A 24,875-nucleotide genomic window follows, 5' to 3' on the forward strand; every position below is an offset into this window, starting at 1 on the left:
CCTCCTGGGACGGCGTCAGTTCGCCGCGCCGTCGAGCCAGCTGTGGCGCAGCCGCAGAGCGCGCTCCATGCTGCCCAGGGCGGCGCCGAGCCCGAGTGCGATGTTGAGCCAGAGCGGCAGGTCGAGGGGCGAGTCGAAGCTCCAGCCGCGTTCGGCGAGGGGTGGTATCCGCGAGACCGGCTCGGCGATCTGCAGTACGAGCAGGCCGGTGCCGATGAGGAGCATGCTCAGCGAGCACAAGCCGAGCCGGCGGCTCAGCGCCGGGTGGTTGCGGTCGAGGCGGGCCCGGCGGCCCTCGGCCGAGGCCGGGTGCGGGTCGAGCCGGCGCTCGGCGCCATCGGCGGCGACGTAATGGCAGCGCTTGAGCCCGAAGCCGCTCATCGCGACCTCGATCGTGCCGCCCGGCACCGGGAAGTACGCGGGGATCTTCGACTCGGCATCCAGCCGGCCGTCGCGGTAGAGGTGCGCCTTGACGTTGCCCGAGCTCTGGTTCTGCCAGTGCCGGACATCGATCGCGTACGTCGCCTGACGGCCGTCCTCCTGCGGCAGCCGCAGGTGGAAGAGCGCGCGCCCCGGCAGCTGCCACCAGCGGAAACGCTGCAGGGGGCGCCCGTCCCCCGGCTTTACGCGCTTCGCCGCCCTGCGGCGCCGCGTGTCCTCGAACATCTCCGAGCCTCCTCGCCATCCCTCGACTAGCACACTGTGCTAGTCATCTCTGCGCCAGAGTAGCACGGCGTACTAGTACAGTGTGCTGAGAGAGGTGGTGACGGTGACACAGGACAAGACGGAACCCAGCACGCGGGAGAAGATCCTCGCGGCCGCCGCGGCGATGCTCGGAGCGGACCCGGCGGCGAGCCTGAGCGTCCGCGCGGTCGCCGCGCGGGCCGGTGTGAGCACCGGGTCGCTCCGGCACTTCTTCCCGACCCAGCGCGAGCTGCGGGACGAGGTGCTCGCCCGCATCTACCACCACGTGGTCTCCGACGACCGCATCGACGACCGCTCACTCCCGGCGCGGGACCGGCTCGTGGACCGCCTCCGGCAGGTGCTCGCCCCCGCCGGAGTGGGCGAACAGGCCCGCGAAGCCTTCGGCAAGCTCTACGAGACATTCGTGGCCCCGGAGCCGACCGACGAGGTGCGGGCCGGCTATCTCGCCATGGACCGGGAGGGACAGCGGCGCATCGAGTCCTGGCTGGCGGTCCTCACCCGGGAAGGCGCGCTGCCCCCGGGCGACAACACCCGGCGGGCGAGATTCCTGATGACCATCCTGAACGGGCTCGCGACCGAGCGCGCGCTGCCCGCCGATGACTCGATCCTGCGGTCCGAGACGGAGACGCTGTACATGGCCGTCGACTGCGTCCTCGGATCGCGCTGAGCGTCAGCGTCAGCGTCATCGGCCTCAGAGCGCCAACTGCGCCGCCCGCAACCGCAGATAGCGCTGTTCCGGCATGCTCAGCGTGCGGCTCGCCGCCGTCCGGTACGCCTCCCGCGCCGCCTCCCGCTCCCCCGCGAGCTCCAGCAGGTGGGCCCGTACGGCCTCCAGCCGGTGATGGCCCGCGATCCGCTCGTCGCCGGCCAGCCGCTCCAGCTCCGCGAGGCCCGCGCGCGGGCCGTCCACCATGCCTACGGAGACCGCCCTGTTGAGGGTGACCACCGGGCTCGGGGCGAGCGTCTGAAGCAGGTTGTACAGGCCGAGGATCTGCAGCCAGTCCGTGTCCTCGGCCCGTTCCGCCTCATCGTGCACGGCCGCGATCGCCGCCTGCACCTGGTACGGGCCGACGGGGGCGGTGGTCAGGGCGTGCGTGACCAGGTCGACGCCTTGCTGGATCCGGTCCTGGTCCCACAGCGAGCGGTCCTGCTCCGGCAGCGGGATCAGTTCGCCGGCGGGCCCCGTGCGGGCGGCACGCCGCGCGTCGGTGAGGAGCATCAGCGCCAGCAGACCCGTCGTCTCGCCGTCGCCGGGGAGCAGCGCATGCGCGGCGCGGGTGAGCCTGATCGCCTCGGTGGCGAGGTCGGCGCGGTGCAGGGCGGCGCCCGAGGTGGCGGTGTAGCCCTCGTTGAAGATCAGGTAGAGGACCTTGAGGACGGCCGCGAGCCGCTCCCCGTACTCCTCGCCCTCCGGGCGGATGAAACGGGCACCCGACGCCTTGAGCGTCTTCTTCGCCCGGCTGATCCGCTGCGCCAGCGTCGCCTCGGGTACGAGCAGGGCGCGCGCGATCTCCGCCGTGGTCAGACCGCCGACCGCCCGCAGCGTCAGGGCGATCTGCGAGGTCTGGCTCAGCTCCGGGTGGCAGCACAGGAAGAGGAGGGTGAGGGTGTCGTCCTCGGTCGGATAGCGGGCCTCGCCCGGCGGCGGGGCCTGGAACTCCTCGCGGGGCGAGAGCGCCACCGCCTTCTCCTCACGCCGCCGCCGGGCGTCCTCGGCGCGCAGCTCGTCCATCAGGCGGCGGGAGGCGACCCGGATCAGCCAGCCGCGCGGGTTGTCGGGCAGCCCCTTCTCCGGCCACTGCCCGGCCGCGGCGAGCAGCGCCTCTTGTACGGCGTCCTCGGCGGCGTCGAAGTGCCCGTACCGGCGCACCAGCGCGCCGAGGACCTGCGGCGCCAGGCGGCGCAGCAGGTCCTCCACGGGCTCGGTGCCTGCGGGCTCAGGCACCCTCGGGAGGCGCTTCCATGATCTGCCGGATGACGACCTGGCTCGGCTTGGTGCCCTCGGGCACCGGGCACTCGTTGACCCGCTTGGCGATCTCGGTGACCCGCTCGTCGCTGGCACAGTCCAGGACCCAGTAGCCGGCCAGCACCTCCTTGGTTTCGCCGTACGGGCCGTCGGTGACGACGGTCGAGCCGCCTGGGCCGCCGGTGACGACGATGGCCTGCTTCGGCGCGCCCAGGCCGTTGCCGTCGACGATCTCGCCGGTCTCGGCGAGGTCGTTGTTGATCGACTCCATATGCGCGAACATCGCCTGCATGTCGGCCGGCGTCCAGGCGGGGACGCCCGGGGAGGCCTTGCCGCTCATGGCCTCGTAGTCGGCCTGCGTGCCGTAGATCATGACCAGGTACTTCATGGTGATCAGCTCCTCGCTGAGCTCATCGGCCCCCGTGTGCCGGGCGCCTCTCGCAGGAGACGTCGGAGCCGGTTGCGGCTTCTCGACATGGCCCGGGGAAATTCTTTCGAAGATTTTTCCGTTCCGCCCCTTCAATCGCCGAGTACGGCTCTGACCAGCGGGTTCCGGAACTTCCCTGCCGGGTCCGCGGCCCGTGCCAGCAGCGCGAAGTCCCCCAGCCGCGGATAGCGGGCGCGCAGCGCGGCCGGGCCGAGGGCGTACAGCTTGCCCCAGTGCGGCCGCGGCGCGAGGTCCGCGAGCCGCTCCTCCACGCGCGCGATGACCGGGCCGACGGCCGCGGCGTCCGGCGCCCAGGTGAAGTGCAGGCCGACCGTGTCGCGCCCGTACGCCGGGCTCAGCCACAGCTGGTCGGCGGCGATCGTACGGACCTCGCAGACCTGCACCACGGGCGCGAGCTCGGCCCGCATCCCGTCCAGGGCGCGGAGCGCGGCGGCCGCATCGGTGCGCGCGACGAGCCACTCCGACTGGAGCTCGGCGCCGTTGCTGGGCACGAAGTCCGGGCGGAAGTGCGGCAGCCGCTCGTGCCAGGGGCCTGGCACGCCGAGTTGTTCTGTGCAGTTGTCGGCGGCCAGGCCCGGGATGGGGTGCAGCGGTCCGGTGGCGGGCGTCGCCCAGGGCAGTGCGGGCGGCTGGTCGCCGGTGCGGTGCTTGAGCATGGCGGAGTTGAAGCGCGGGCCGCGCCAGTCGGTGAAAAGGCTGACGCTGTAGGCCGCGCCGGAGGTCTCGTCGAAGTGTTCCACGGCGGCGTCCAGCGGCAGCCGCGTGAAGCCGTGCTGGCTGATCTCGTACGCGGGCACGAGGTCGAGGGTCAGCGAGGTGACGATGCCGAGCGCGCCCAAGGACACGACGGCGCCCGCGAAGGCGTCGCCGTCCTTGTCGCGCTGCAGGGTGCGCAGCTCGCCGTCGGCGCCGACCAGTTCCAGCGCGCGGACGTGCGTGGCCAGGGAGCCCTGGCCGTCGCCGGAGCCGTGGGTGCCGGTGGCGACGGAGCCGGCGATGGAGATGTGCGGGAGCGAGGCCATGTTGGCGAGGGCGAGGCCCGTGCCCGTCAGGCGGTCGGCCAGTTCCGCGTACGTCATGCCGCCGCTGACGCGGACGGTGCGGGCGGCGCTGTCGGTGTCGGCCATGGGCGGCAGTCCGGCCGTGGAGACGAGGGTGCCGTCGGTGTCGGCGATGCGGTTGAAGGAGTGGCCGCTGCCCAGGGCCCGGGCGCGGGTGGCGTGGGAGACGGCGGCCTGGAGTTCGGCGATGGAGGTGGGGCGGATGAGTTCGCGGGCGGTGAAGGTGACATTGCCTGCCCAGTTGACCGGTGCGGTCATCGTGCCTCCAGGAAGTCGGCGAGGGCGGTGAGGAGGCGGTCGGCGTCGTCGGCGGAGGTGTAGGGCGCGAGCCCGATCCGCAGGCCGCCGGTGTCGCCGAGCCCGAGATGCCGGGAGGCCTCCAGGGCGTAGAAGGAGCCGGCGGGGGCGCTGATGCCGCGCTCGGCGAGGTGGGCGTACGCGGCCGGCTCCCGGTCGCCGTCGAGGGTGAGGAGCAGCGTGGGGGTGCGCTCGGGGGCGCGGGAGCGGAGGGTGACGCCGGGGAGCTTGGCGAGGCCGTCCTCGAGGCGGTGGCGGAGGGTGTCCTCGTGTGCTTCGAGGGCGGCGTACGAGGCGAGCAGCCGCTCGCGGCGGGTGCCCTGTGCGTCGGGGTCGAGGGCCGCCAGGAAGTCGACGGCCGCGGCGGTGCCCGCCAGGAACTCGTACGGCAGCGTCCCCAGTTCGAAGCGCTCCGGGACGTCGTCCGTGGCGGGAAGCAGCTTGTCGGGGCGGAGCTCGCGCAGCAGCCCGGGGTCGGCGGCGAGGGCGCCCAGGTGCGGGCCGAGGAATTTGTACGGGGAACAGACGTAGAAGTCCGCGCCGAGGCGGCGTACGTCGATCGGGGCGTGCGCGGTGGCGTGCACGCCGTCGACGTAGACCAGCGCGCCTGCGGCGTGGGCGAGTTCGGTGATCTCCTCGATCGGGGGGCGGGTGCCGATGAGGTTGGAGGCCGCGGTGACGGCGACGAGGCGGGTGCGGTCGGTGAGGACGGCCCGGAAGTGGGCGGCGGTGAGTTCGCCCGTACCCGGGTCGAATTCGGCCCAGCGTACGGTGGCTCCGGCGCGCTCGGCGGCCTGCACCCAGGGGCGGATGTTGGCGTCGTGGTCGAGGCGGGTGACGACGATCTCGTCGCCTGGCCGCCACTTCTTGGCGAGGGTGCGGGAGATGTCGTAGGTGAGCTGGGTGGCGCTGCGGCCGAAGACGATGCCGCCGGGGTCGGCGGCCAGCAGGTCGGCGATGGCGCGGCGGGCCTGCGACACGAGGGCTTCGGCGTGGCGCTCGCCGGGGGTGGTGGTGCCGCGGTTGGCGAGGGGGTTCGCCAGGGCGTCGGCGATGGCGTCGATGACGGGCTGCGGGGTCTGGGTGCCTCCCGGGCCGTCGAAGTAGGCGTGGCCGTCCTTGAGAGCGGGGAACTGGGCGCGTATCGCGGCGATGTCGTACGTCACGGGTCCTGAGTATCACGAGGGCGGTGCTGATCGGCGGGCGACTCTTGATCGTTTCAAGGCGCGCTGCGTAGGTTGGCGGGCATGACCGATCACCGAGCGCTCGCCTGGCCACCTGCACCGATCAAGACCGAGCGGCTGGTGCTCCGCGCGGCCGCGGCCCGGGACCGGGCGGTGGTGATCGAGCTGAACGCCTCGCCCGAGGTGAACACCTACCTCGGCGGCGGGCAGCCGCGTGCCGAGCTGGAGCGCACGCTACCGGAGGTGCCCGGGCAGCGCCCCGGCTTCTTCGTAGTGGAGCTCGACGGGGCGGCGATCGGGACGATTCAGCTCGACCCGCAGCGGGCCGAGACCCCGAGTCACCGTCTGGAGGCCGGGGAGACCGCGCTCGGGTACCTCTTCCTGCCGGAGTCGTGGGGGCGCGGGTACGCCAGCGAGGCGTGCGCCGCGGCACTGGACTGGTTCTCCGGCCAGCTGCCCGACGAGCCGGTGGTGCTCTACACCCAGAGCGCCAACGCCGCCTCGATGCGCCTCGCGGCGAAGCTCGGCTTCACCGAGCGCGAGCGATTCGAGGCATGGGGCGCCGAGCAGTGGTTCGGGGTGCGCCCGCCGGCTCGGAAGCAGTCATGGCGGCTGCCTGACCGCGTGCGTGTCTCCGGCGGCGAGGTGGCTGTCGGTTCGTACGGGGACGGACCGCCGGTGGTGCTCACGCACGGCACGCCCGCGTGGTCGTTTCTGTGGCGCGAGGTGGTTCCGCTGCTTGCTCAGCGGCACACCGTGTACGTATGGGACCTGCTCGGCTATGGCGACTCACGGCTCGCCGACGGCGAGCACCCGTCCATCGCCTTGCAGGCGCGTACGCTCGCCGAACTCGTCGCGCACTGGGGCCTTGAGCGGCCCGCGCTGGTGGGGCACGACATCGGGGGCGGGGTGGTGACGCGGGCGCATCTGGTCGAGGAGGTGCCGGTGAGCGCGCTGGCGCTGGTGGACGCGGCGGTGCTGGGGCCGTGGAACACGCCCTTCACCGAGCACATGCAGCAGTACGCGGAGGCATATCGGACCATGCCGCAGGAGGCGTTCGCGGACCTTGTCGAGCCGCGGATGCGCACTGCCGTGCACCGGCCGATGCCGGACGAGGTGCACGCGGCCTATATGCGGCCGTGGGTTGGTGTCGAGGGACAGCGGCGGTGGGTGGATCAGGTGGCCGCCGTGAGTTTCCGCGATACGGAGGAGGCGGTGGCGCGGCTCGGGTCGGTGAGCGCGCCCGCGCTGGTGCTGTGGGGCGCGGAGGACCGCTGGCTCGTGCCCTCGACGGCGGACCGGCTCGCCGCGGCGATTCCGGGTGCTCGCCGTGAACTCATCGCGGGTGGCGGGCACTTCCTGCCGGAGGACGCGCCTGCGGAAGTAGCCGGGGCGCTGCTGGGGTTCTTGGGTGAGAAACCGCTGGTCTGATCGATTGTCAGTGGTATCCGCAAGACTGTTCGGCGACTGCAGTCATTGTGGAGGGGATTACGTTATGCCGGGCACCGCTACGGAACTTGTCGCTGCCGCGCAGGCGTACCGCCGGCTGCTCCAGACCGCTCGGGCGGTGCTGGATGCCTGGGGCGATACGCCGATGGCGGCGATGCTGCTCGCCGAGCCGCTGGCGGAGGCGGACGCCGCTCTCGCCGCCGCAGGACTCGCGGGCAATGAGGCGGAGTTCTTCGCCTTGACGGGGTTGACGGAGGCGGAGGGCGAGGAGGCGGCGATAGGCGCGGGGCCCTGAGCGCGGGCGCGCGTTGGGCCGGGCGCACGTTGGGCCGGGCGCGCGTTGGGCCGGGCGGAGGTCGTGAGCCCGGGCGCGCATCAGGCGCGCCCGGTGCCGGGAGGGCTACTCCGCCGTTCCGCTGAGGAGTTCGACGCCGCGCAGCAGGGCGGAGTGGTCGAGTTCGCCTTCGCCGCGGGCCACGGCGGAGGCGATCAGCTGGGCGGCGAGGGAGCCGGCCGGGAGGATCACGCCGAGGTCGCGGGCGGTGTCGGTCACCACCGCCATGTCCTTGTGGTGGAGGGCGAGCTTGAAGCCCGGGCGGTAGTCGCGGTGCAGGAGGTTCTGCTGCTTGCGCGTCAGCACGGTCGATCCGGCGAGGCCGCCGTTCAGCACCTCGAGCGCGGCCTGAAGGTCGACGCCCGCCTTCTCCAGGAAGGCGACCGCCTCGGCGCAGGCCTGCAGATTCACGGCGACGATGAGCTGGTTGGCGGCCTTGACCGTCTGGCCGGCGCCGTGCGGCCCGCAGAGCACGGACGTCTTGCCGAGCGCGTCGAAGACCGGACGGGCCGCCTCGAAGTCCTCCTGCTCACCGCCGACCATGATGGACAGCACCGCCTCGACGGCGCCCGCCTCGCCGCCGGAGACCGGAGCGTCCAGGACCCGGATGCCGCGCTCGGCGGCGTTACGGGCCAGCGTGACGGAGGCCTGCGGGGTGATCGACGACATGTCGATGAAGAGCGCGCCCGCCTTCGCGTGCGCGAGGATCCCGTCGTCGCCGTACGCGCACGCCTCGACCTGCGGGGCGGCGGGCAGCATGGTGATCACGACATCCGCGTCCGTGACCGCCTCGGCGATGCTCCCCGCGGCGCGGCCGCCCGCGGCCACGAGGGCTTCGGTCCGCTCGGGGCTGCGGTTCCAGCCGGTCACCGTGTGCCCGGCGCGGGCGAGGTTCACCGCCATCGGGCTACCCATGATCCCCAGGCCGATGAAGCCGATCGTCGCCATGCGCCACTACCTCGTTTCCATACTGCGGAATCACTGATCCGTTATACGGAATCAATCATGGCGCCGGGGCGCGCGTCAACCACCGCTTCCCACGTCAACCACCACTTCCCACGTATCCACCGCATAGTGCACGCTCATCCCGTGCCGCTCGTACAGGCGCAGCGCGCCGGTCGGGTTAGCGGTGTCGACGCCGAGCCCGACCACGTCCCGGCCACGCTCCGCGAAGGCGGCGAAGGCCTGCCGCAGCAGCAGTCCGCCGAGCCCGCGGCCCCGGGCGGCGGCGAGCACGCCGAGGGTGCTGACCCAACCCATCGCCTCGCGGTCGTCGCGGGCCCGCAGCGCGGCCACATCGCCTTCGCCGTCCGCCGCCGCGATCCAGGTGAGCGGGCCGTCGAAGTGCCGGTTGTCGGGATCCGCGAGCCACTTCTCGTACGAAATGGGCTGGAAGTCGAAGTGCTCCGCCATGGCGAGCTGCAGCAGCTCGTGCGCCCGCCGCTGGTCCGCCTCCGTCACGCAGGCGCGCAGCTCGATGCCGGGTGGCAGCGGCGGCGGCTGATCCGCGGCCTTCGCCACGGGCCTGGTCAGGACGTGAAAGCGGCGTACGGGCTCCCAGCCGCGGCCGCGCAGCACGTCCGTGTCGATGGTCGGCCGCAGCGTGAGGCCGAGGTGCACGACGGCCCGCGTGGCGCCGTTGCCGGCGGCCTTGGCGGCGGCCCTGGCCTCCATCAGCTCCACCAAGCGCAGCCCCGCCGCCTGGTGCCCGGGCAGCACATAGTGATCGACGTCGATGCGTTCACCGCCCGAGTCGTCCCACAGCAGCGCGTACGCGACGAGCCGGTCGCCGTCGAAGGCCAGCCAGGAGTTGTGCTCCAGATCCGCTTCCGGATGCTTGAGGTCGGCCTCGACGGTGTGCAGGTCCGTCTCCGGGTGGCCGATCTCTATCGTGTCGATCTCATTCACAAGCGCGTGGACGGCCGGTGCATCCTCCGGCAGGGCCGCGCGCACGACGGTCCCCATGGGGCAACTCTCCGTCGTACGCGCGGCGTTGCGCAAAGCCTTTTCCGCCGGTTCAGTTCCGGAGGCCGAAGAGCGTGTAGTCCGTTGCGCACCTCTGGTCGCCGCCGGGCAGCTGCTGCCGCAGCAGATAGGACTCGACGTGCTTGGTCACGCAGCCGCTCTTCCCGATCGCGGTGTGCCCCCAGGCGTCGAGGGTGACGAGCCGGGATCCGGGGAGGAGGTCCTTGGCCGCGTGGGCGCCGCCGATGGGGGTGGCGGCGTCGAGCGAGTTGCCGATGATCAGCGGCGGGGTGTCGAGGCTGGTGCCGAAGGGGCCGCGGTAGGCGTCGGCGCTGGATCCCGGCCAGCCCGCGCAGGGCGAGAAGACCCAGACCATCAGCGGTCCGAACCTGGGCGCCTTCGCCTTGGTGTCCTCGGCTGCCTGGGCCCAGGCGGCCGGGTCGCCGGGGTTGACGCTGTCGGTGCACAGCGCGCCGAACATGCCCGCCTGCCCGGCGGCGACGTCCTCGTCGGCCGGTGCGGGCGCGGGCTGCGGCGCCCGGTCGGACGCGGCCTTGCGGATCTCCGTCAGCAGCCCGGCGAGCCGCTCCTCGAGTACGGAACGGGGTGCGCTCAGGTCGATGGCCGACTGCCCGGGGACCTTGAGCTGCCCGGGTCCGGCCGCCGGGTCGCTGATCCCGAACCGCAGCACCTCGATGAGCTTCGTGGCCGCCGCGAGCAGCTCGATGGTCGGGATCGGATACCCGCCCATGTGATCGACCTGGAAGGCGTTCACGGTGTACAGGCCGCGGAAGGACCGGCCGTCGATCGTCAGCGGCCCGAGCGCCAGCGGCTTCTCGGCGAGTGAGTCGTGCACCCGCTGCCACCGCTGCATCGCCTTCCCGGCGAGCGGGCAGCGCAGGATCCCGGCCTTGTCGCAGTGCGCGAGCACGGTGGCCAGCGCCCGCTCCATCGCCTCGGGACGGCCCATGCGCACGCCCACAGGCCGGTCGTCGCCTTCGCGTCCGGTGGTGGACGCGACCGGGTCGACGACGCCGTCGAGGGCCAGAGCGCGTACCCGGTCGGGGAAGAGACCGGCGTAGGTCTGGCCGAGGAGGCTGCCGTACGAGAGGCCGTAGTAGGTCAGCTTCTCGTCACCTACGGCCTGCCGGACCAGGTCCATGTCCCGGGCCACATCGGCGATCGACATGTGGTCGAGGATCGGGCCCGCGGTCTTGTCGCAGCTCGCGCGCAGATAGTCGTCGAATGCGAGCTGCGCCTTCACCTCCGCCGGCGTCTCGGGGATCATCGTCGCCGGCCTCGCGACCGGCTCCTGCCCAGGCGCGGGAGCGCAGGTGACGGGCGTCGACCCGCCGACCCCGCGCGGGTCGATGCCGACGATGTCGAACTTGGCGCGCACCTCGGGCCCCAGCGACCGGACGCTCAGCGCGAACGTCGGATCCCCGACGGCCTTGGCGCCGGGCCCGCCCAGGTTGAGAAAGAGGGTGCCCACCTTGCCCGCGGCGTCGGTCGCCGGGAACTTCGTCATCGCGATGGTGGTGGTCGCGCCGTCCGGCTCGTCGTAGTCCAGCGGCACCTCGGCCTCGGCGCACTGCTGCGCACCGCAGGCGGCCCAGTCGAGCTCGGGCACCGGCGCCTCGATCTGGGCCGCGGCGGGGCGGCGTTCGGCCGCGGCGGTCGGGAGAAGTACCGATCCGGCGATCACGACGGCGGCGCCGAAGCCCGCCACCAGGGCGTGCCGGGGTCTGTTGCGCATGCCTGCTCTCCCTTGCTGTATGGGGTAACGAAGGGGGTGCGGTGCAGCTGAAATCGATTTCTCGACCGGCTGCTTGCAGAGGCTACTGCGAATCACGACTTTGTGAACAGTCTTGTTCGTAAAAATTCAGGCACCATGGAGCCTCCGACGGAAGAGGGAGCGAGAAGCCGTGGCGTACGCGAAGGCGCGGGACGGGATCCGCATCGAGTGGCAGCAGGAGGGCGACGAGACGCGACCGCCGCTCCTGCTGCTCGCCGGGCAGTCCAACAACCACCACTGGTGGGACGGCGTCCGCGACGACTTCCACGCCACCCGCCGCACCCTCACCCTCGACTGGCGCGGCACCGGCGCCAGCGACAAGCCCGACGAGCCGTACAGCACCGAGCAGTTCGCCGACGACGCCGTCGCCGTCCTCGACCACCTCGGCATCGACCGCGCCGACGTCTACGGCACTTCAATGGGCGGCCGCGTCGCCCAGCACCTCGCCGCCCGCCACCAGGACCGGGTCCGCGCCCTGGTTCTCGGCTGCACCTCCCCCGGCGGCCCGCACGCCGCCGAACGCGGCCCCGACATCCGCCGCGCCCTCGCCCAGCCCGACCCGGCGGCCGTCCAGCGCGCCCTGGCCGACCTGATGTACACGCCTGCCTTCACGGCCGCGCACCCCGGCCCGTACCAGACGCTCGGCGACCCGCACATGCCCGCGTACGCCCGCCGCCGCCACCTGGCCGCGAGCAACCGGCACGACGCCTGGGGCCTGCTGCCGCAGATCACCGCGCCGACGCTGGTCGTGCACGGCGCGGACGACCGCTTCAACCCGGCGGCCAACGCGCCTCTGCTCGCGGACCGCATTCCGGGCGCCCGGATGGAGATCGTCCAGGGCGCCCGGCACGCGTACTTCGAGGAGTTCAGGGAGGTCGCGAGCCCGCTGGTGCGCGACTTCCTCGGTTAGCCCGACGCCTTCCGGCAGTCCTCCGTGCCCTTGCACTTCTGCATGGCCGCCAGCTTCTTGTGCAGCAGTACGCGCTCCGACTCCGGCACCGAATCCCACGCATTCTTCAGCTGCAGCGGATCGGATTCCGTGTCGTAATACTCCCGCTCGCCGGTGGCGTATTCGACGTAGAGGGAATCCGCCGTACGCATGGCCGCATAGGTCGGCGGATCGCCGGAGAGCTTCGCCGGCTTGTCCGGGTCGCCCTTGCGTTCCTTGGGCGCGGCCTTGTGGTGCTCGATCAGCGCGGCCTGGCGCCAGTCGTCCGGCTTTTCGCCGTGCATGAGGCCGACGAGGCTGCTGCCGTCCACCGTCGACGCGGGCTTCTCCCCCGCGAGTTCCTGGAAGGTGGGGCTGAGGTCGACGTTCTCCGCGATCTCCGAGACCTCCTTGCCCGCCGGCACCCCGGGACCGGTGACGATGAGCGGCACCCGGATGTCGTGGTCGTACGCGGTCTGCTTGCCCTGGCGGAGGCGGTGCTCCCCCATGTGGAACCCGTTGTCCGAGCCGAAGACGATGTACGTGTCGTCCGCCAGCCCCTTCTTCTTCAGCTGGTCCTGCAGGCTGCCGATCATCGCGTCCACGGCCAGCAGCGACCGGGCCCGCTTCGCGTACGCCTTGTCCATCCGCTGCTTCTCGTCGTCCGTCAGCGGCGTCATCTTGCGCAGCCATTCGGGAGCGTCGGCGGTGGCCTTGTCGTACGCGCCCGTCCGCGGCAGCTTCAGCCCGCGAAACTTGTCCTTGTCGCGCGGCGCCGGGACGGACGGGCCGTGCGGGGTGAAGGTGGAGAGTTCCAGCATGAAGGGCTTGTCCTCGTCCGCCGAGGCGTCGATGAATTCCTTCGCCTTTCCGGACAGCACATCGGTGAGATAGTCCTTCGGCTCCTTGCCGTAGTGGACCACCTTGCCGTTCTCATTGAGGTCGTAGTTGAAGTTGCGGTAGCCGGCGCCGGCCACATCCCACTCGTCCCAGCCCTTCGGGACGTACGGCTTGTCGGTGCCGTTCTTGTCGGCCGGCTGATAGCCGTTGAGGTACTTGCCCATGAAGCCGGTGCGATAGCCGGCCTGCTGCAGCTCGGGGCCGAAGCAGCGCTGTTCGTTGCCGTTCTTCAGGAAGGCGCCGTAGCCGCCGTCGTCGCCGCTGTTGGTGAAGACGCCGGTGTTGTGCGGGTACTGGCCCGTGAGGGTCGACGTGCGGGAAGGGCAGCAGAGCGAGTCGGTTACGTAGTAGTTGGTGAAGGTCGTGCCCTGCTTCTGCATCTCCTTTACGTGCGGCATATAGCGCACCAGGTTGGATGAGAGGTCGTCGGTGAGCACGTAGATGATGTTCGGCTTCTTTGTGTCCGCGGCGGATTCGGCCGCGCCCGTATCGGCGCCGGTGCTCCCCCGGACCGTCGAGCAGGAGGCCAGCAGTCCGATGGCCAGCATCGCGCCGAGGGCGGCGCGGGCGGCGGCGAGGCTGAAGAGTCGCATGGGCGCCGACCGTAGTGACGGAAGGTGGGAAATCGGTGGGAGGAAGGTGTCCGTAACGCAATCAAGCGCGCCGATGCCGCGCCCTGCGCTTGTGTCCGCAGGTCGACGGACCATACTGGTCGGGTCCCCCGAACGCTCACAGAACGAAGTCATGGCCAAGAACAGCACCTCATCGAACCCCATCCCGGACACCGTCTGGCTGGGGCGCGGGCGCCACACCGGGCCCGAGCCCGAGCTCGACGTGCGGCGCAACCTGATCGCCCTCAAGGCGGCCGGGGTGCTCGACGACTTCACCGAGCTCGACCCGGCCGAGGCGGCGCGCTCCAGCGCGCTCTACCCCCGGGACGAGTCCGCGGACCCCGGCCCCTCGGCCCGCCTCGTCTTCGAGGCCCGCTGGCGGGTGGACGAGGACGTCACGGTGCGTGCGCAGCTGACCACGTACGCCCAGGGCCACCGCCGCAAGGACAGCCAGGGCGTCGGCTGGGTGCTTGCGGCCGAGGCGGAGCGGACCTGGCAGCCGCACTGGCCCTCCCCCGCCACGATGTTCTGGCCCGACAGCGACCTGGTGCCCTGGGACCACGACACGGCGCCCGGCCTGCGGATCCGGGCGGCGAACCACCTCCCCGAGGACGACGACCAGGTCCGCGAGCGGCTGCGGGAGACCGCCAAGGACGGCTGGCACATCCACGTCCTGGTGCACGAGGCGATGACGCCGGAGGCGGCGGGGCAGCAGCCGGTCACGCGTTTCCTGCCGCCGAGCCTGCGGCACCGGGTGGTCGAGCACCGGGCCAGCCCCGAGCAGGCGAACACGGCGGACTTCGCCGCGAAGAAGGAGCTCAAGGTCCGCATCCCGCGCGGCGGCGCGGTCGTGCTGCCGCCGGCACCGCAGCCGCGCGGCTACGAGGCGGATCGCTTCACCGTACGCAACGTCTTCCTGGACGGCTCGGAGCCGGTCGAGCTGATCAACCGGATCCAGGACTACGCCGCCCTCCCCCAGCCGCTCGCCGCCGACGCCGAGCCCGCGCTGGCCCGGCTCCGCACTGGCTGGCACCTCCTCACCCCCGAGGAGGAGCTGGCGCACGCCAAGGCCATGGTCGAGAAGTACGCGGCGGAGCTGGACGCGATGACGCAGTCCCGCGACAAGTACCGGGCCGCCGCCGAGTCGGCGCAGGCCGCGCTGCCGGCGGGGGCGGACGACGACGGCGGGCCGAAGCCGTCGGCGCTCGCCCCGATCAAGGCGTTCGGCCGGTTCCGGAACAAGTAGCGGCGCCCGTCAGCGCCCCCCAGCTGCGCTCGTCGCCCCACACGGACGCCGGGTCCAGGTAGGGCCGCAGCAGCTCGGTGAGCTCCGGGTCGCCGCGCCCACCGAGCTCGTCGGAGGAGATCTTCCGCGCCACCCCGGCGAGGAAGTCGGCGAACTGGATCCGCGGATCGGCCTCGGGGTCCGCGAACTGCAGCCCGCCCAGGGGCACCCCCGGGTCCTTCCTGAGCCGGGCGATGCGCTCCTCGGTGAGCGCGTTCTGCGTGTGGTGCACGACGTCGACCTTGCGCCCTCCCTCGCCCCAGGCGGCGACGGTACGGGCCAGGGCGGGGAAGAGCGGGTCGAGGGCGGGCGGGTCCGGCGGGGTGAGTCGCAGCCGCTCGCGGTACGCCTCCGCCAGGGGCCGCGAGCCGCCCAGCGCGTCGAGGGGGCCGAGCGAGTCCAGCGTCGCGTAGAACGCGGCGACCGGCTCCGGCGCGGCCTCGTCCCGGTTACGGGTCCGCAGCAGGTCATTGGCCGCGTGCAGAAAGCGCGGCCAGCCGTCCGCCTCGTACGCCGCCCGCGCCGCTCCGTACAGGACCCGCACATCCCCGCCGAGCGCCTCCGCCAGCCGCCCGACGAGGAAGTACGCCTTCTCCATCAGGTGCACCCGCCCGCGTCCGGCCAGCGGTCCCTCCGGGCTCAGCACCCAGACCAGCACGGCCCGGTGCTTCTCCCGCAGCAGATGATTCGCCTTGTACTGGGTCGCGGGCGAGCGCACCCGGGCCCGCACCTCGGCGAGCGCGGCCGCGGCGTCGGCCTCCGCCAGTCGTACGCCCGCGTGCGTGAAGACGTCCGTATTGCCCGCGACGAGGTTCTCGCCGTCCGAGCCCGACTCGTCGCAGGCGATCTCGATCGGCGGCAGGTCACTCATCGGCGAGCAGCGCCACTTCGTCGTCGGTGAGCCGCAGGGCGCCGGCGGCCACGTTCTCGGCGAGGTGGTCGGGGTTGCCGGTGCCCGGGATGGCGAGCACGTGCGGCCCCTGGTGGAGCGTCCAGGCGAGGCGGATCTGGGCGGGACTTGCGCCATGGTTACGGGCGACGGCCTCGACCCGCTCGTCGTAGGCGCCGCTCGCCCCGCGGCTGCCGCCGTCGCGGGCGATGGCGAAGAACGGTACGTACGCGATGTCCTGCTCGCCGCACGCGCGCAGGAAGTCCCGCTCCTCCTCCGGGGAGCCGATGCCGAAGGAATTCTGCACGCACACCACGGGCGCGATCTCCTGCGCCTCGGCAAGGTGCCCGGGCTTGCAGTTGGAGAGGCCGAGGTGCCGGATGAGCCCGGCCTCGCGCAGCTCCGCCAGCGCGCCGAAGTGCTCCGCGACCGGCCCCTTGGCCACGCTGGGCATCAGCCGCAGGTTGACCAGGTCGAGGTGGTCGCGGCCGAGCTGCCGCAGATTCTCCTCGACCTGCCCGCGCAGCTGCTCAGGGCGGGCCGTCCACCAGTCTCCCGACGGGTCCCGTCCCGGCCCCACCTTCGTGGCGATGACCAGGTCCTCCGGATACGGCGACAGCGCGCTGTTGAGCAGCTCGTTGGCCGAGCGCAGAGAGGAGAAGTAGAAGGAGGCCGTGTCGAGGTGGTTCACGCCGAGCTCGACGGCGCGGCGCAGCACGCGTATCGCGCGGTCGCGGTCGGCCGGTCCGGTGCCGGTGCCGAGCGCGCCGCCGGTCTCGGGCAGGCGCATCGTGCCGTATCCGAGGCGGTTGACGGTGCGGTCCCCGAGCTGCCAGGTCCCCGCCGCCTCCGCGGTGATCGTCTCCGTAGCCATGGGCCGGAGTCTGTCACGACCGGTGCGCGCTCAGCGTCGGGTTTTCACCGTCCCAGCTCCGCCTTGAAGCCGTCCCGCCAGGACGCGTAGTGCGGCACCCAGCCGAACTCCTTCCTCGCCTTGGCGTTGGACGCGCCCCGGATCTCGGTCGACACCATGGCGATGAACCCGCCCGCCAGCAGCTTTCCCACCCACCGCGGCACGCTCATCGGCCGCTTGGCGCCCGCGGCCTCGGCGAGCACCGGCAGCCATTCGGACAGCGGGGCGGGGTCGTCGTCGACGACGTTGTAGATGCCGGGCTCGCCGCCCTCCACGGCGGCGACGGTGGCGCGAGCGCCGTCCGCGACGTGCGTGAAGGACCAGACGCCGCCGCCCCCGCCGACGATCGGGAACTGCCGTTTACGGACCATCTCCAGCTGCTCACCGCCGGCCTCCAGCGAGGTGCCGGGCCCGTAGAAGCCGCCGTAGCGCAGCACGACGCCCTCGATTCCGGCCGCCGAGGTGACGGCCGTTTCCAGGTGCCGGATGGCGGCGACGGTCTTCTCGCTGCCCGGCGTCGGGTGGGTGTCCGTCGGATCGGTTTCGGTCTTCACGGGGCCGCCGGTACGGGCGTACAGCACCTGCATCGCGCTCTGCGCGACAAAGCGGCGCACCCCGAACTCCGCCGCCGCGGCGAGGAGGTTGTCGGTGCCCTCTATGCGCAGCCGGTTGGTGACGGCGAAGTCCTTGTCGACGTGGCGCAGCTTCAGATTCCCGGCCAGCGCGGTCGCCTGGTGGACGATCACTTCGGGTCTGGTCCGCTCCACCGCGGCCCGTACCGCCTCGGAGTCCAGCACGTCGAGCACCACCGGCTCGGCGCCGGCCTCGCGCAGGCGGGCGGTCTTGGCCTCGGATGTCGTGGTGGCGACTACGGTGTGCCCGGCGGCGACCAGAAGGGGCACGAGCTGGCTGCCGATGGCTCCGGAGGCGCCGGTGACGAGGACCTTCATGATGGCTCCCAGGGGTGCGGGCGGCGTCCGTTTGCCGCGGTGCTGTTGTTTCCACCCCTACGACGGATGACGCCGCCCGGCTTGTGACATCGCCCCTTCAGCCGCACATCCACTTCGCCGCGCCCCAGCTGGCGTGGTCGTTGCCGTTCCCGTCACCGCCGTCGCCGACGACCAGCCGGACGTACGTGGCGCCGGTGATGTCGGCGTCCAGCTGGTAGGCGGCGTCGGCGGCCTTCAGCACCGGGCTCTCGGCCACCTTCTTGCCGTCGGCGAGCACGCTGAACTGCACCGACCCGGCCGTCTTCTGCGCGTCGTCCACGCCGACCTGGGCGGTGAGCTTCTCGCAGTTGCCGCCGAGGTAGTACGTGATGTCGGCGGGCGCGTGCGTGCCGAGGCCCTTCTCGTACGCGGTGCCGCCGATGCTGATCGGGGTGCCGTCGCCGCTGCCGTCCTCGCCGTTGGAGGTGTCCTTCTCCGGCGGTCCCCAGCCGTTCTCCGCGGTCACCCAGTCGGTGTCGCTGACCCAGGTGTCGGTGGTGGGTGGCGGGGCGAGGGTGCGGATGGAGAGCGAGTCGGCGACCGCGCGGGCTTCGCCGTCCACCTGGTAGCCGGCCTTGGCGGTGAGCGTGTACGCCTTGTACTCGGCGTCCGCGGGCGGGGTGACGTTCCAGGTGGCCGTCGCCTTGGCACCGGGGTCGACGGTCGCGAAGGATGTGTCCCCGGTGGGCTCCGCCTTCCAGCCCGCCGGCACATCGAGGGTGGTGGCGACGTCCTTCGCCACCGTCGCCTCGTGGTTGGCGAAGGTGGCGCTGACCTTGTTCGCCTTGCCCGGCTCCAGCGCCCCGTTCCCGGACTTCACGCCGAGGGTGGCGCAGGCCATCCGCTCGTCGGTGGGCCCGAGGTCGGTGACCGTGAAGTCGTCCAGGACGAAGTCCGCCCCCTCCGGCGCGCCGCCGAGCTTCCGCAGCCCGGTCCAGACGTCGCCGCAGCCGCCGACGACCCGCTCGCTGAAGTGCCCGTTGGTGCCGCGCTGCTGCGTCAGCGGCGTCTTGCGGGTGGTCACCCCGGACGGCTCGCCGCCCGCCACGGTGTCGTATCCGGTGGTCCATTCGTACGCGCCGGAGTGGCTGTTCTGGTAGTCGAACTCGACCTTGTACGCCCGCCCCTTCTCGAACGGCACCGTCCACGGCGCCGTCCGGTACACCTGCCCGGTGTTCTCCTCGTGCGCCTTCAGCGACTCGCCGCCGCCGATCACGTCATCGATGAGCTTGTCGTTCCAGCCGGCCTGCGTGTACGGGGCGTGCTTCTGCGCGATGTGCGTGCGCGGGTCGTTGGCGTCGCCCGCGTCGCCCTTCACGAACGGCCCCCAGCCCTGGTCGACGGCCTCGAAGTCCTCGTGCACGAGCGCGCCGCCCTTCGCGGCGGGGTCGTTCCTCACCACCCGTACGTCATCGACGCCGACCTTCGCCGCGCTGCCGCCCGCCGCCGCGATACGGAGCGTGGTGCGGCCGCCGGGCGGGGCGGTGAAGTGCACCTTGGCGCGCTGGTAGTAGCTGTCGTGGCGTTCGTCGCCCGCCACATAGTTCTTCGCGGTCGAGCGCTCCACGGCCACGGACTCGCCACCCGCCGCGATCGTCGTACGGCGCGTCTTGCCGGGCTCCACCTGGACGTACGCGGAGGCGCTGTAGCGCGCGCCCGGGGTGAGGCCGCTGATCCGCTGCTCTACGGCGGCCTGCTTGGTGCCGCCGAGGGTGATGCCGCGCAGTCCCTGCGCGTTCGCGTCGCTGCTGACCGCGCCCGTGGTGTCCCAGGCGTCGAGCGAGGCGTCGTTGAAGCCGGGGTCCTTGACCGGCGTCCCCTCGCCCCACTCGGGGTCCGCCTGCGCAGGCGCCTTGTCGGGGTAGAGCGCGTAGGCCTGCCCCGCGGCGGCCTTCAGCGTCACCTTGCCGTCCTTCGGCCGTACGGTCGCGGCGGCCACCCGCCCGTTGTCGGTGAGCTTGTATACGGTGAACTTGCCGGTGTCCGCGAAGGCGTCCGTCAGCTGCCAGGTGCTGCTGCCGCCCTTTTCCGACCAGTGGTAGAGCTTGTCCTGCCGCTTGCTGCCCTGCGACTTCCACGGCAGCAGGTACGCATCGCCGTCGATCACCTTGGCGTCGCCCGCGTACACCTCCCGCTTCCCGTTCGCGGAGCTGCCGCGGACGCCGCCGGTGAAGGTGATCTTGTCCTTCTCCCAGTCGGTGATGGCGAAGTGCTGGAGGTATTTCGCCGGGAGGTTGCGCTTCCAGACGTTCTCGGTGAAGGCCTTGTAGTCGTTGCCGCCGGTCCAGCCCTCGAAGTCGGCGAGGGCGGTCTGGCCGAGGATCGGGTCGTCGTTCCAGACGTCCTTCTCGCCGTTGCGGATGAAGCGGATGATCCGCGAGTTGAGGCCCTTGTTGGTCTTCGGGCCGTAGTCGAGGTCGTTCGCCCAGTGCGACCACAGCGAGCCGCGCTCGAACTTGTCGGCCCACTCGGACGACATGTCCCAGCCCTGCTTCTGCAGTTCGGTCAGGGTGCGGTCGGCGATCCAGCCGTGGGTGTAGTAGACGTCGAGGTAGACGAGGGAGAGGTTCGGATCGGTCTCGGCGCGCAGCTGCTGGAAGCGCTTGGCGAGGACGCCGCTGTTCACGTCGTGGCGCTGGTTGATGTAGTAAGACTGGTCGAGCCAGTTCCAGCCGGGCTTGGCCTTGTCGGCGAGGTCTTCGTTGAAGGCGTTCGCGACCGGATAGGCCTCGGTGGCGTTCACATGCACGCCGAAGGTGGCCCCCCATTTCTTGCCGCCTTTCAGCAGCTTGTTGAGGTCCGTAAGACCGCCGGCCCGCTTGTTGACGTTCCCGCCGTAGTCGGGGTGGGCGGAGTCGTGGCCCTCGGAGGCGAAGCCCTTGAGCAGGCCCATCTGCCCGAGCCCGTCGGTGGCGAGCGAGATCCGCTTGACGTCGTCGAGGGTGCGCAGGAACGGGTGGGTGGCCTGGCTGGCGAAGTTGTACGGGATGTGGGTGATCACGCGGTCCGGGGTCTTGGCGCCGCCCTTGGTCTTGGTGCCGATGGCGCGGAAGGCGACGGCGCCGTCCTGCCAGTCGACCGTCTTGTCGGCGTTGGCGTCCGGGGTGACGACGACCTTCGCCCAGGGCAGCTCCTTCTCCGGCTCGGGCGCGCCGTCACCGCGGTAGGTCCACTGCCCGCTCCACACGCCGACGCGGACGCCGTCCCCGCTCTTGCGGGCCTGGTGCCAGAAACGGGCGTCGTCGCCGCCGGTGGCACCCGCGGGCTTGTCGTACGAGGAGTTGGACTCGATCGCGGCGGCCAGCTTGCCCGTATTGACGATGGCGTACGTGGCGCCGGCCGGCTTGTCCTGGGCCGCGGTGTCCGCGGTGACCTTCGCGAACTGGTCCGCCGTCCTGGTGGAGTCAGGGTCGAGCTTGGTGAACGCGGTGGCCGCGCCCTCGTCGTCGCTGCCGACGGAGATCAGGTCGTGGCCGGGGATGTCGATGGTCCCGACGCGGAAGGCGTCGGTGTCGCGGACCGCGTCGACCTTGAAGGTGGTGACGCGGCCGGTGACGGAGAGGCTGGCGTCGATCTCGACGGCGGGGAGGTCGGCGAAGGTGAGGGTGTAGCGGGCGGTCCGCGCGTCGGCGGCCCTGAGGTCGGCGGTAACGGCGTGGTCCTTGCCGTTGAGGGTGACCGCCGTGACCGGGGCGCTGCTGCCGCCCATGGTCGCGCCGCTTGAGCGGTCGGTGTAGGTGAGCACGCGCGGAAAGTCGTCGGCGACGGTGACCGACAGCTCGGCGGAGCGGATGTCCACGGTGCCGGACGCGGGAGCGGGTTCCGGCGCGGCATGGGCGGCGGGCGCGGGCGCCAGGCCGAGGGCGAGCGCGAAGGCGATGGCGGCGCTGCCGAGGAGCCTGCGGCGGCGGGGGTGGCTGGACATGCGGCTCCCTGCTTCCGGTGGGACGGGGGCGTGTCCATGACTAGCCGAGCGGGGATCACCGGGGCAACGCCTGCCGCCAAAGGTCCAATCCCCCGCACCCGTAAGTCCAACTGCACGACTGCGGCACGCACCCTTGACGACTATGCAACATGCGCGCAACGCTCCCACATTATGGGAATAGCATTCACTCTTGTAGCGGCAGTCCTCCTCACTGCCCCCGCCGCCGCCACCCCGGCCGCCCCATCCGCGGTGCCGTACGCCATCGACTCGTCCAACCAGGCGGCCTGGTGGACCCCGGTGGACACGTACAAGGGCGCGGGCGAATACACCTACTTCGCGTACAACGAGCCAGGCTCATCGGAAAGCACGCACAAGGTCGCCATCGCCCGCCGCGACCCCGCGGGCGCCTGGAAGAAGCTGCCGGTGCTCAACGGCTCGACGCAGGCCGAGTACACCGACGACATCGGCCACAACCAGCCCTCGGTCGCCCGCGACGGCAGCGGCCGCCTGCACGTCTTCGCGTCGATGCACAACAACCCGTGGCGCTACTTCCGCTCCGACACCACCGGCGGCAACCCGGTCAACCACTCCCCCGACCTCCCCGACCAGGGCAAGGGCATCACCTACCCGGCGGTTACCACGGCCCCGGACGGCGACCTCTGGCTCATCGCCCGCGTCGACACCTCCGGCAGCCGCCGCTCCGGCGGGCTCTACCACTGGGACAACGCCACGTCGAAGTGGTCCAAGGCGGCCGACTTCGCCGGCGCCGAGGGCCACGCCGTCTACCCGGACGACATCCGCGTCGACCCGAGCGGCAATGTCCACCTGCTCTACGAATGGGGCCGCTTCCCGTCCTCGGCGTACCGGCACGAGCTCAGCTACCTCAAGTACCGCCCGGCGGACGGCACCTTCACCGACAGCCGCGGCGCCGCCGTCTCCGCGCCGGCCACCCCCGCCACCTCGGACATCATCCAGCCACTGGCCACCGGCGAGTCGTACGACACCGACGGCGACGCGGGACCGGCGGTGCAGAGCGCGAAGCTCACCCTGGACGGCACCACGCCGAAGACCGCCTTCCGCTACCGCCCCACCGCGGGCGGCACCTTCCAGGTGCGCTACGGCTACCCCGGCGCCACCGGCTGGTCCCGGCAGACCGCCTACGCGGCTTCCGAGACCACCGCCGCGCTGGGTATCACCTGGGACGAGACGGACGGCAAGCGGATCTACTACGCCACCAAGGCGGGCAGCGACCGCGCCTTCGCGGCGACGGAGTCGGGCGGTGCGTGGACCAGCAGGACGGTCGCTCCCGGCCTCCCCGTCGACCGGCTCGCGGTCCGCCGCAATGCGAGCGGCGACGATGTGCTGTATCTGGTCAGCACGAGCACCCGCAAGCTCTACTACGGCCGCAACTAGCCTGAGTACGCGTACTCATGCCGAGCCTCCCATTCCGCCGGAGCATGAAGGACCTGAAGGTCTAGCGAGGTCTAGGACTGGGGGTCGACATGGGCAAATTCGTGGGTGGCGCGATCGCGGTCGCCGTCACCGTCGCGGCGCTGGTGCTCGCGTACGCCGTGGGTGCGCCGCTGGAAGCCGTGCTGGGGGTGGCCGCGGCCGTACTCGCGCTGCTCTGGCTGCTGGTGCTGCTGACCGTGCCGTGGAATCTGTACTTCCGGGCGCATGCGGTGCTGACCGAGATGGCGGTCAGCAAGGAGAAGGGCCTCGTCGTGCCGCAAGCACGCGGCACGGAGGCCGGGCGGATCGCGCGGATCATGCTGCGTACGGCGGTGGCGGGCCATATCGTCACCGCCGGCGTCGTGCTGGCGGTGGCGGCCTCGACGGGGCTGCGGCTCGGCTATTGGTTCGCCGGGTTCTTCCTGCTCAGCACCGCCTTCCGCCCCGCGGGCGCCTGGTTCTCGGAGGTGCGCGGGCGGCTGCGGAGGCTGCTGCGCGACGTGAAGTACCCGCGCGACGACGTCGCCGAGCTCAAGGCAGAGGTGGACCGGGTCGTACGGGGCGCACAGGTGCTGGATGAGAAGACGGAGGAGCACTACCGCGCGCTCGAAGCGCTGCACAAGACCGTCAACGCGCTGTCCAGCTCCTTGTACCACCGCGCCGACACCGCCGACCGCAAGATCGCCGCCCTGGGCCGCGAGTTCGAGGCCACGGTCAACCGCCTCACCTCCAATGAGGAGATCATCAGCGGCGTGAAGGCGTTCCTGCGGCTCGTACGGGCGGAGGACCTGAGCGCGCCGGCGGTGCCGCCGCCCGCCTGAGGGGCTTACCGGATCCGCGGGTCAGGTCGCACCACGGTTGAGGAGCGCGGCACACCAGCGGAAATGGCCGTCGCTGCCGTCCGAAGCGAAGAGATCGTAGGTCGTCAGCGCGTAAGCCGCCTGATAGACCGCCAGGGTTTCCGGCGCGTGGTCGAGCTCCGCGGCGAATCGGTGGGTGAGCGTCGCCGTGTGTTCCTCGGCGTAAGGACCGTACATATCCCATACGGCAGCGGTGACGGCGGCCTCGAAGGCGGGGTCGCCGGCCGTGGTGAAGAAGCCGAAGTCGAGGACGGCGACGGGACGGCCGTCGTCGTCGACGTGGATGTTGGGCGGCACCAGATCCCCGTGGATGGCCGTCGCGGGGACGTCGGGCAGCGCCCGCAGACGCGCGATGACCCCCTCGATGACGCCTACGAGCCCGGGCACATGGGCGGCGAGCAGCCCGCCGTGGCGCCGCGTGGCCCGTACGACGAGAGCGGCCAGCGCGTCGGGGAATCGGCTGTGGCCCTGCCACAGCGGCCGGTCGTCGCCTTGGATCGTCAGGCGCCGCATGGCCTCGGTGCCGGGGACGGTCGCCAGCTCTCGGAGGACGGTCAGCAGTGCGGCTGCCTGGCCTGAGGGCACGGCGCGCGTCGGCGGCTTCACCCCGGAGTCCGGGCCCAGCGGGCGGCCGCGCAGCTCGCGCTCGTAGGTGATGATGACGCCCGCCTGCTCCTCGGCCTCGAGGATCTCCGGCGTGGCGAATGACAAGCGGTGGCGGGCGATGTCCGCGTACACCTGCCGCATGACATCGAGTTCACCCGGTGGCCGGCCGCTCCACACCTTGGCGACGAGGCCGTCCTCCAGCCGGTAGACAGCGCCCTCGACACCCGCGGCCAGGAAGCGGGCGCCGCCGTGGCCCCGCCGCGCGAAGTGCCGGATCCAGTCGGTGCTGTGCTGCTGCCGGAAGTCGACCATG

At 71.8% G+C, this 24,875-nt stretch carries 20 protein-coding genes and 2 pseudogenes; 8 read left to right on the forward strand and 14 right to left on the reverse strand.

The features are described from left to right. Positions 1–15 precede the first annotated feature (15 nt). Entirely contained in the window at positions 16–666 is a 651-nt protein-coding gene (locus ACNNMR_RS00125; protein ID WP_419992375.1) for a hypothetical protein, read from the reverse strand. 103 nt (positions 667–769) lie between these two features. Between ACNNMR_RS00125 and ACNNMR_RS00130 the strand changes: the two genes are divergently transcribed. Further along, positions 770–1,372, forward strand: coding sequence for a TetR/AcrR family transcriptional regulator (locus ACNNMR_RS00130; RefSeq protein WP_419992376.1), 603 nt, complete (start codon positions 770–772; stop codon positions 1,370–1,372). 24 nt (positions 1,373–1,396) lie between these two features. Here the strand turns inward: ACNNMR_RS00130 and ACNNMR_RS00135 are convergent, their stop codons facing one another. From ACNNMR_RS00135 to ACNNMR_RS00150, 4 genes are all read right to left on the reverse strand, one after another. Then, the gene (locus ACNNMR_RS00135; RefSeq protein ID WP_419992377.1) at positions 1,397–2,650 is read right to left on the reverse strand and encodes an RNA polymerase sigma factor; all 1,254 of its coding nucleotides are present in this window, start codon (positions 2,648–2,650) and stop codon (positions 1,397–1,399) included. Next, entirely contained in the window at positions 2,643–3,059 is a 417-nt protein-coding gene (locus ACNNMR_RS00140; RefSeq protein WP_419992378.1) for a YciI family protein, read from the reverse strand. Before ACNNMR_RS00140 ends, ACNNMR_RS00135 begins: the two co-directional genes overlap by 8 nt. Before the next feature lie 131 nt (positions 3,060–3,190). After that, a complete protein-coding gene (locus tag ACNNMR_RS00145; protein WP_419992379.1) occupies positions 3,191–4,438 on the reverse strand; it encodes an FAD-binding protein in 1,248 nt (415 codons plus the stop codon). Continuing rightward, positions 4,435–5,643 (reverse strand): cysteine desulfurase-like protein, encoded by a 1,209-nt coding sequence (locus tag ACNNMR_RS00150; protein ID WP_419992380.1) that lies wholly within the window; start codon positions 5,641–5,643, stop codon positions 4,435–4,437. Before ACNNMR_RS00150 ends, ACNNMR_RS00145 begins: the two co-directional genes overlap by 4 nt. Before the next feature lie 81 nt (positions 5,644–5,724). On the opposite strand from ACNNMR_RS00150, the pseudogene ACNNMR_RS00155 reads away from it, so the two are divergent. The 3 genes and pseudogenes from ACNNMR_RS00155 to ACNNMR_RS00165 form a co-directional block, all read left to right on the forward strand. Then, positions 5,725–6,255: pseudogene (locus ACNNMR_RS00155) on the forward strand (GNAT family N-acetyltransferase); the annotation flags it as partial. 90 nt (positions 6,256–6,345) lie between these two features. Continuing rightward, a pseudogene (locus tag ACNNMR_RS00160) lies at positions 6,346–7,092 on the forward strand (alpha/beta fold hydrolase); the annotation flags it as partial. 64 nt (positions 7,093–7,156) lie between these two features. After that, positions 7,157–7,405 (forward strand): hypothetical protein, encoded by a 249-nt coding sequence (locus ACNNMR_RS00165; RefSeq protein ID WP_419992381.1) that lies wholly within the window; start codon positions 7,157–7,159, stop codon positions 7,403–7,405. Between the two features lie 105 nt (positions 7,406–7,510). On the opposite strand, the gene ACNNMR_RS00170 is transcribed toward ACNNMR_RS00165, so the two are convergent. The 3 genes from ACNNMR_RS00170 to ACNNMR_RS00180 all read right to left on the reverse strand — a co-directional run bounded on the left by ACNNMR_RS00170 (position 7,511) and on the right by ACNNMR_RS00180 (position 11,165). Next, positions 7,511–8,392, reverse strand: a complete 882-nt coding sequence (locus tag ACNNMR_RS00170; RefSeq protein WP_419992382.1) for a 2-hydroxy-3-oxopropionate reductase — start codon at positions 8,390–8,392, stop codon at positions 7,511–7,513. Positions 8,393–8,467: 75 nt separating this feature from the next. Further along, positions 8,468–9,409, reverse strand: a complete 942-nt coding sequence (locus ACNNMR_RS00175; RefSeq protein ID WP_419992383.1) for a GNAT family N-acetyltransferase — start codon at positions 9,407–9,409, stop codon at positions 8,468–8,470. Positions 9,410–9,461: 52 nt separating this feature from the next. After that, positions 9,462–11,165, reverse strand: coding sequence for an alpha/beta hydrolase (locus ACNNMR_RS00180; RefSeq protein WP_419992384.1), 1,704 nt, complete (start codon positions 11,163–11,165; stop codon positions 9,462–9,464). 169 nt (positions 11,166–11,334) lie between these two features. Here ACNNMR_RS00180 and ACNNMR_RS00185 point away from each other — a divergent pair, with 169 nt between their 5' ends. Further along, positions 11,335–12,114 carry an alpha/beta fold hydrolase gene (locus ACNNMR_RS00185; protein WP_419992385.1) on the forward strand — a complete coding sequence of 260 codons (780 nt, stop codon included), beginning with the start codon at positions 11,335–11,337 and terminating at the stop codon, positions 12,112–12,114. On the opposite strand, the gene ACNNMR_RS00190 is transcribed toward ACNNMR_RS00185, so the two are convergent. Continuing rightward, positions 12,111–13,625, reverse strand: a complete 1,515-nt coding sequence (locus tag ACNNMR_RS00190; RefSeq protein ID WP_419992386.1) for a sulfatase — start codon at positions 13,623–13,625, stop codon at positions 12,111–12,113. The genes ACNNMR_RS00185 and ACNNMR_RS00190 overlap by 4 nt on opposite strands. Positions 13,626–13,776: 151 nt before the next feature. Here ACNNMR_RS00190 and ACNNMR_RS00195 point away from each other — a divergent pair, with 151 nt between their 5' ends. Further along, complete coding sequence (locus ACNNMR_RS00195) at positions 13,777–14,889, forward strand: hypothetical protein (RefSeq protein ID WP_419992387.1); 1,113 nt, start codon at positions 13,777–13,779, stop codon at positions 14,887–14,889. On the opposite strand, the gene ACNNMR_RS00200 is transcribed toward ACNNMR_RS00195, so the two are convergent. The 4 genes from ACNNMR_RS00200 to ACNNMR_RS00215 all read right to left on the reverse strand — a co-directional run bounded on the left by ACNNMR_RS00200 (position 14,858) and on the right by ACNNMR_RS00215 (position 21,644). Then, positions 14,858–15,799, reverse strand: coding sequence for a hypothetical protein (locus ACNNMR_RS00200; protein ID WP_419992388.1), 942 nt, complete (start codon positions 15,797–15,799; stop codon positions 14,858–14,860). The two genes, ACNNMR_RS00195 and ACNNMR_RS00200, sit on opposite strands and share 32 nt — an antisense overlap. Further along, entirely contained in the window at positions 15,792–16,691 is a 900-nt protein-coding gene (locus ACNNMR_RS00205) for an aldo/keto reductase (RefSeq protein ID WP_419992389.1), read from the reverse strand. Before ACNNMR_RS00205 ends, ACNNMR_RS00200 begins: the two co-directional genes overlap by 8 nt. A gap of 44 nt (positions 16,692–16,735) precedes the next feature. Continuing rightward, positions 16,736–17,680: an NAD-dependent epimerase/dehydratase family protein gene (locus tag ACNNMR_RS00210; RefSeq protein WP_419992390.1), complete on the reverse strand. Its 945-nt coding sequence runs from the start codon at positions 17,678–17,680 to the stop codon at positions 16,736–16,738. Positions 17,681–17,777: 97 nt separating this feature from the next. Then, a complete protein-coding gene (locus ACNNMR_RS00215) occupies positions 17,778–21,644 on the reverse strand; it encodes an endo-alpha-N-acetylgalactosaminidase family protein (RefSeq protein ID WP_419992391.1) in 3,867 nt (1,288 codons plus the stop codon). 171 nt (positions 21,645–21,815) lie between these two features. Here ACNNMR_RS00215 and ACNNMR_RS00220 point away from each other — a divergent pair, with 171 nt between their 5' ends. Both ACNNMR_RS00220 and ACNNMR_RS00225 read left to right on the forward strand, forming a co-directional pair. After that, the gene (locus ACNNMR_RS00220; protein ID WP_419992392.1) at positions 21,816–23,057 is read left to right on the forward strand and encodes a BNR-4 repeat-containing protein; all 1,242 of its coding nucleotides are present in this window, start codon (positions 21,816–21,818) and stop codon (positions 23,055–23,057) included. Positions 23,058–23,146: 89 nt separating this feature from the next. Next, positions 23,147–23,917, forward strand: coding sequence for a hypothetical protein (locus tag ACNNMR_RS00225; protein WP_419992393.1), 771 nt, complete (start codon positions 23,147–23,149; stop codon positions 23,915–23,917). A gap of 21 nt (positions 23,918–23,938) precedes the next feature. Here ACNNMR_RS00225 and ACNNMR_RS00230 read toward each other — a convergent pair whose 3' ends face one another. Further along, the gene (locus ACNNMR_RS00230) at positions 23,939–24,874 is read right to left on the reverse strand and encodes a phosphotransferase family protein (protein ID WP_419992394.1); all 936 of its coding nucleotides are present in this window, start codon (positions 24,872–24,874) and stop codon (positions 23,939–23,941) included. Position 24,875: the final 1 nt, after the last annotated feature.

This window comes from Streptomyces boninensis (assembly GCF_048572725.1).
GTDB classification, from domain to species: Bacteria; Actinomycetota; Actinomycetes; order Streptomycetales; family Streptomycetaceae; genus Streptomyces; species Streptomyces boninensis.

Coding starts and splice junctions, on each gene's coding strand:
- ACNNMR_RS00125 (WP_419992375.1), bottom strand. CDS start 666: ATGTTCGAGGACACGCGGCGCCGCAGGGCGGCGAAGCGCGTAAAGCCG.
- ACNNMR_RS00140 (WP_419992378.1), bottom strand. CDS start 3,059: ATGAAGTACCTGGTCATGATCTACGGCACGCAGGCCGACTACGAGGCC.
- ACNNMR_RS00145 (WP_419992379.1), bottom strand. CDS start 4,438: ATGACCGCACCGGTCAACTGGGCAGGCAATGTCACCTTCACCGCCCGC.
- ACNNMR_RS00165 (WP_419992381.1), top strand. CDS start 7,157: ATGCCGGGCACCGCTACGGAACTTGTCGCTGCCGCGCAGGCGTACCGC.
- ACNNMR_RS00170 (WP_419992382.1), bottom strand. CDS start 8,392: ATGGCGACGATCGGCTTCATCGGCCTGGGGATCATGGGTAGCCCGATG.
- ACNNMR_RS00175 (WP_419992383.1), bottom strand. CDS start 9,409: ATGGGGACCGTCGTGCGCGCGGCCCTGCCGGAGGATGCACCGGCCGTC.
- ACNNMR_RS00180 (WP_419992384.1), bottom strand. CDS start 11,165: ATGCGCAACAGACCCCGGCACGCCCTGGTGGCGGGCTTCGGCGCCGCC.
- ACNNMR_RS00190 (WP_419992386.1), bottom strand. CDS start 13,625: ATGCGACTCTTCAGCCTCGCCGCCGCCCGCGCCGCCCTCGGCGCGATG.
- ACNNMR_RS00195 (WP_419992387.1), top strand. CDS start 13,777: ATGGCCAAGAACAGCACCTCATCGAACCCCATCCCGGACACCGTCTGG.
- ACNNMR_RS00200 (WP_419992388.1), bottom strand. CDS start 15,799: ATGAGTGACCTGCCGCCGATCGAGATCGCCTGCGACGAGTCGGGCTCG.
- ACNNMR_RS00205 (WP_419992389.1), bottom strand. CDS start 16,691: ATGGCTACGGAGACGATCACCGCGGAGGCGGCGGGGACCTGGCAGCTC.
- ACNNMR_RS00210 (WP_419992390.1), bottom strand. CDS start 17,680: ATGAAGGTCCTCGTCACCGGCGCCTCCGGAGCCATCGGCAGCCAGCTC.
- ACNNMR_RS00215 (WP_419992391.1), bottom strand. CDS start 21,644: ATGTCCAGCCACCCCCGCCGCCGCAGGCTCCTCGGCAGCGCCGCCATC.
- ACNNMR_RS00220 (WP_419992392.1), top strand. CDS start 21,816: ATGGGAATAGCATTCACTCTTGTAGCGGCAGTCCTCCTCACTGCCCCC.
- ACNNMR_RS00225 (WP_419992393.1), top strand. CDS start 23,147: ATGGGCAAATTCGTGGGTGGCGCGATCGCGGTCGCCGTCACCGTCGCG.
- ACNNMR_RS00230 (WP_419992394.1), bottom strand. CDS start 24,874: ATGGTCGACTTCCGGCAGCAGCACAGCACCGACTGGATCCGGCACTTC.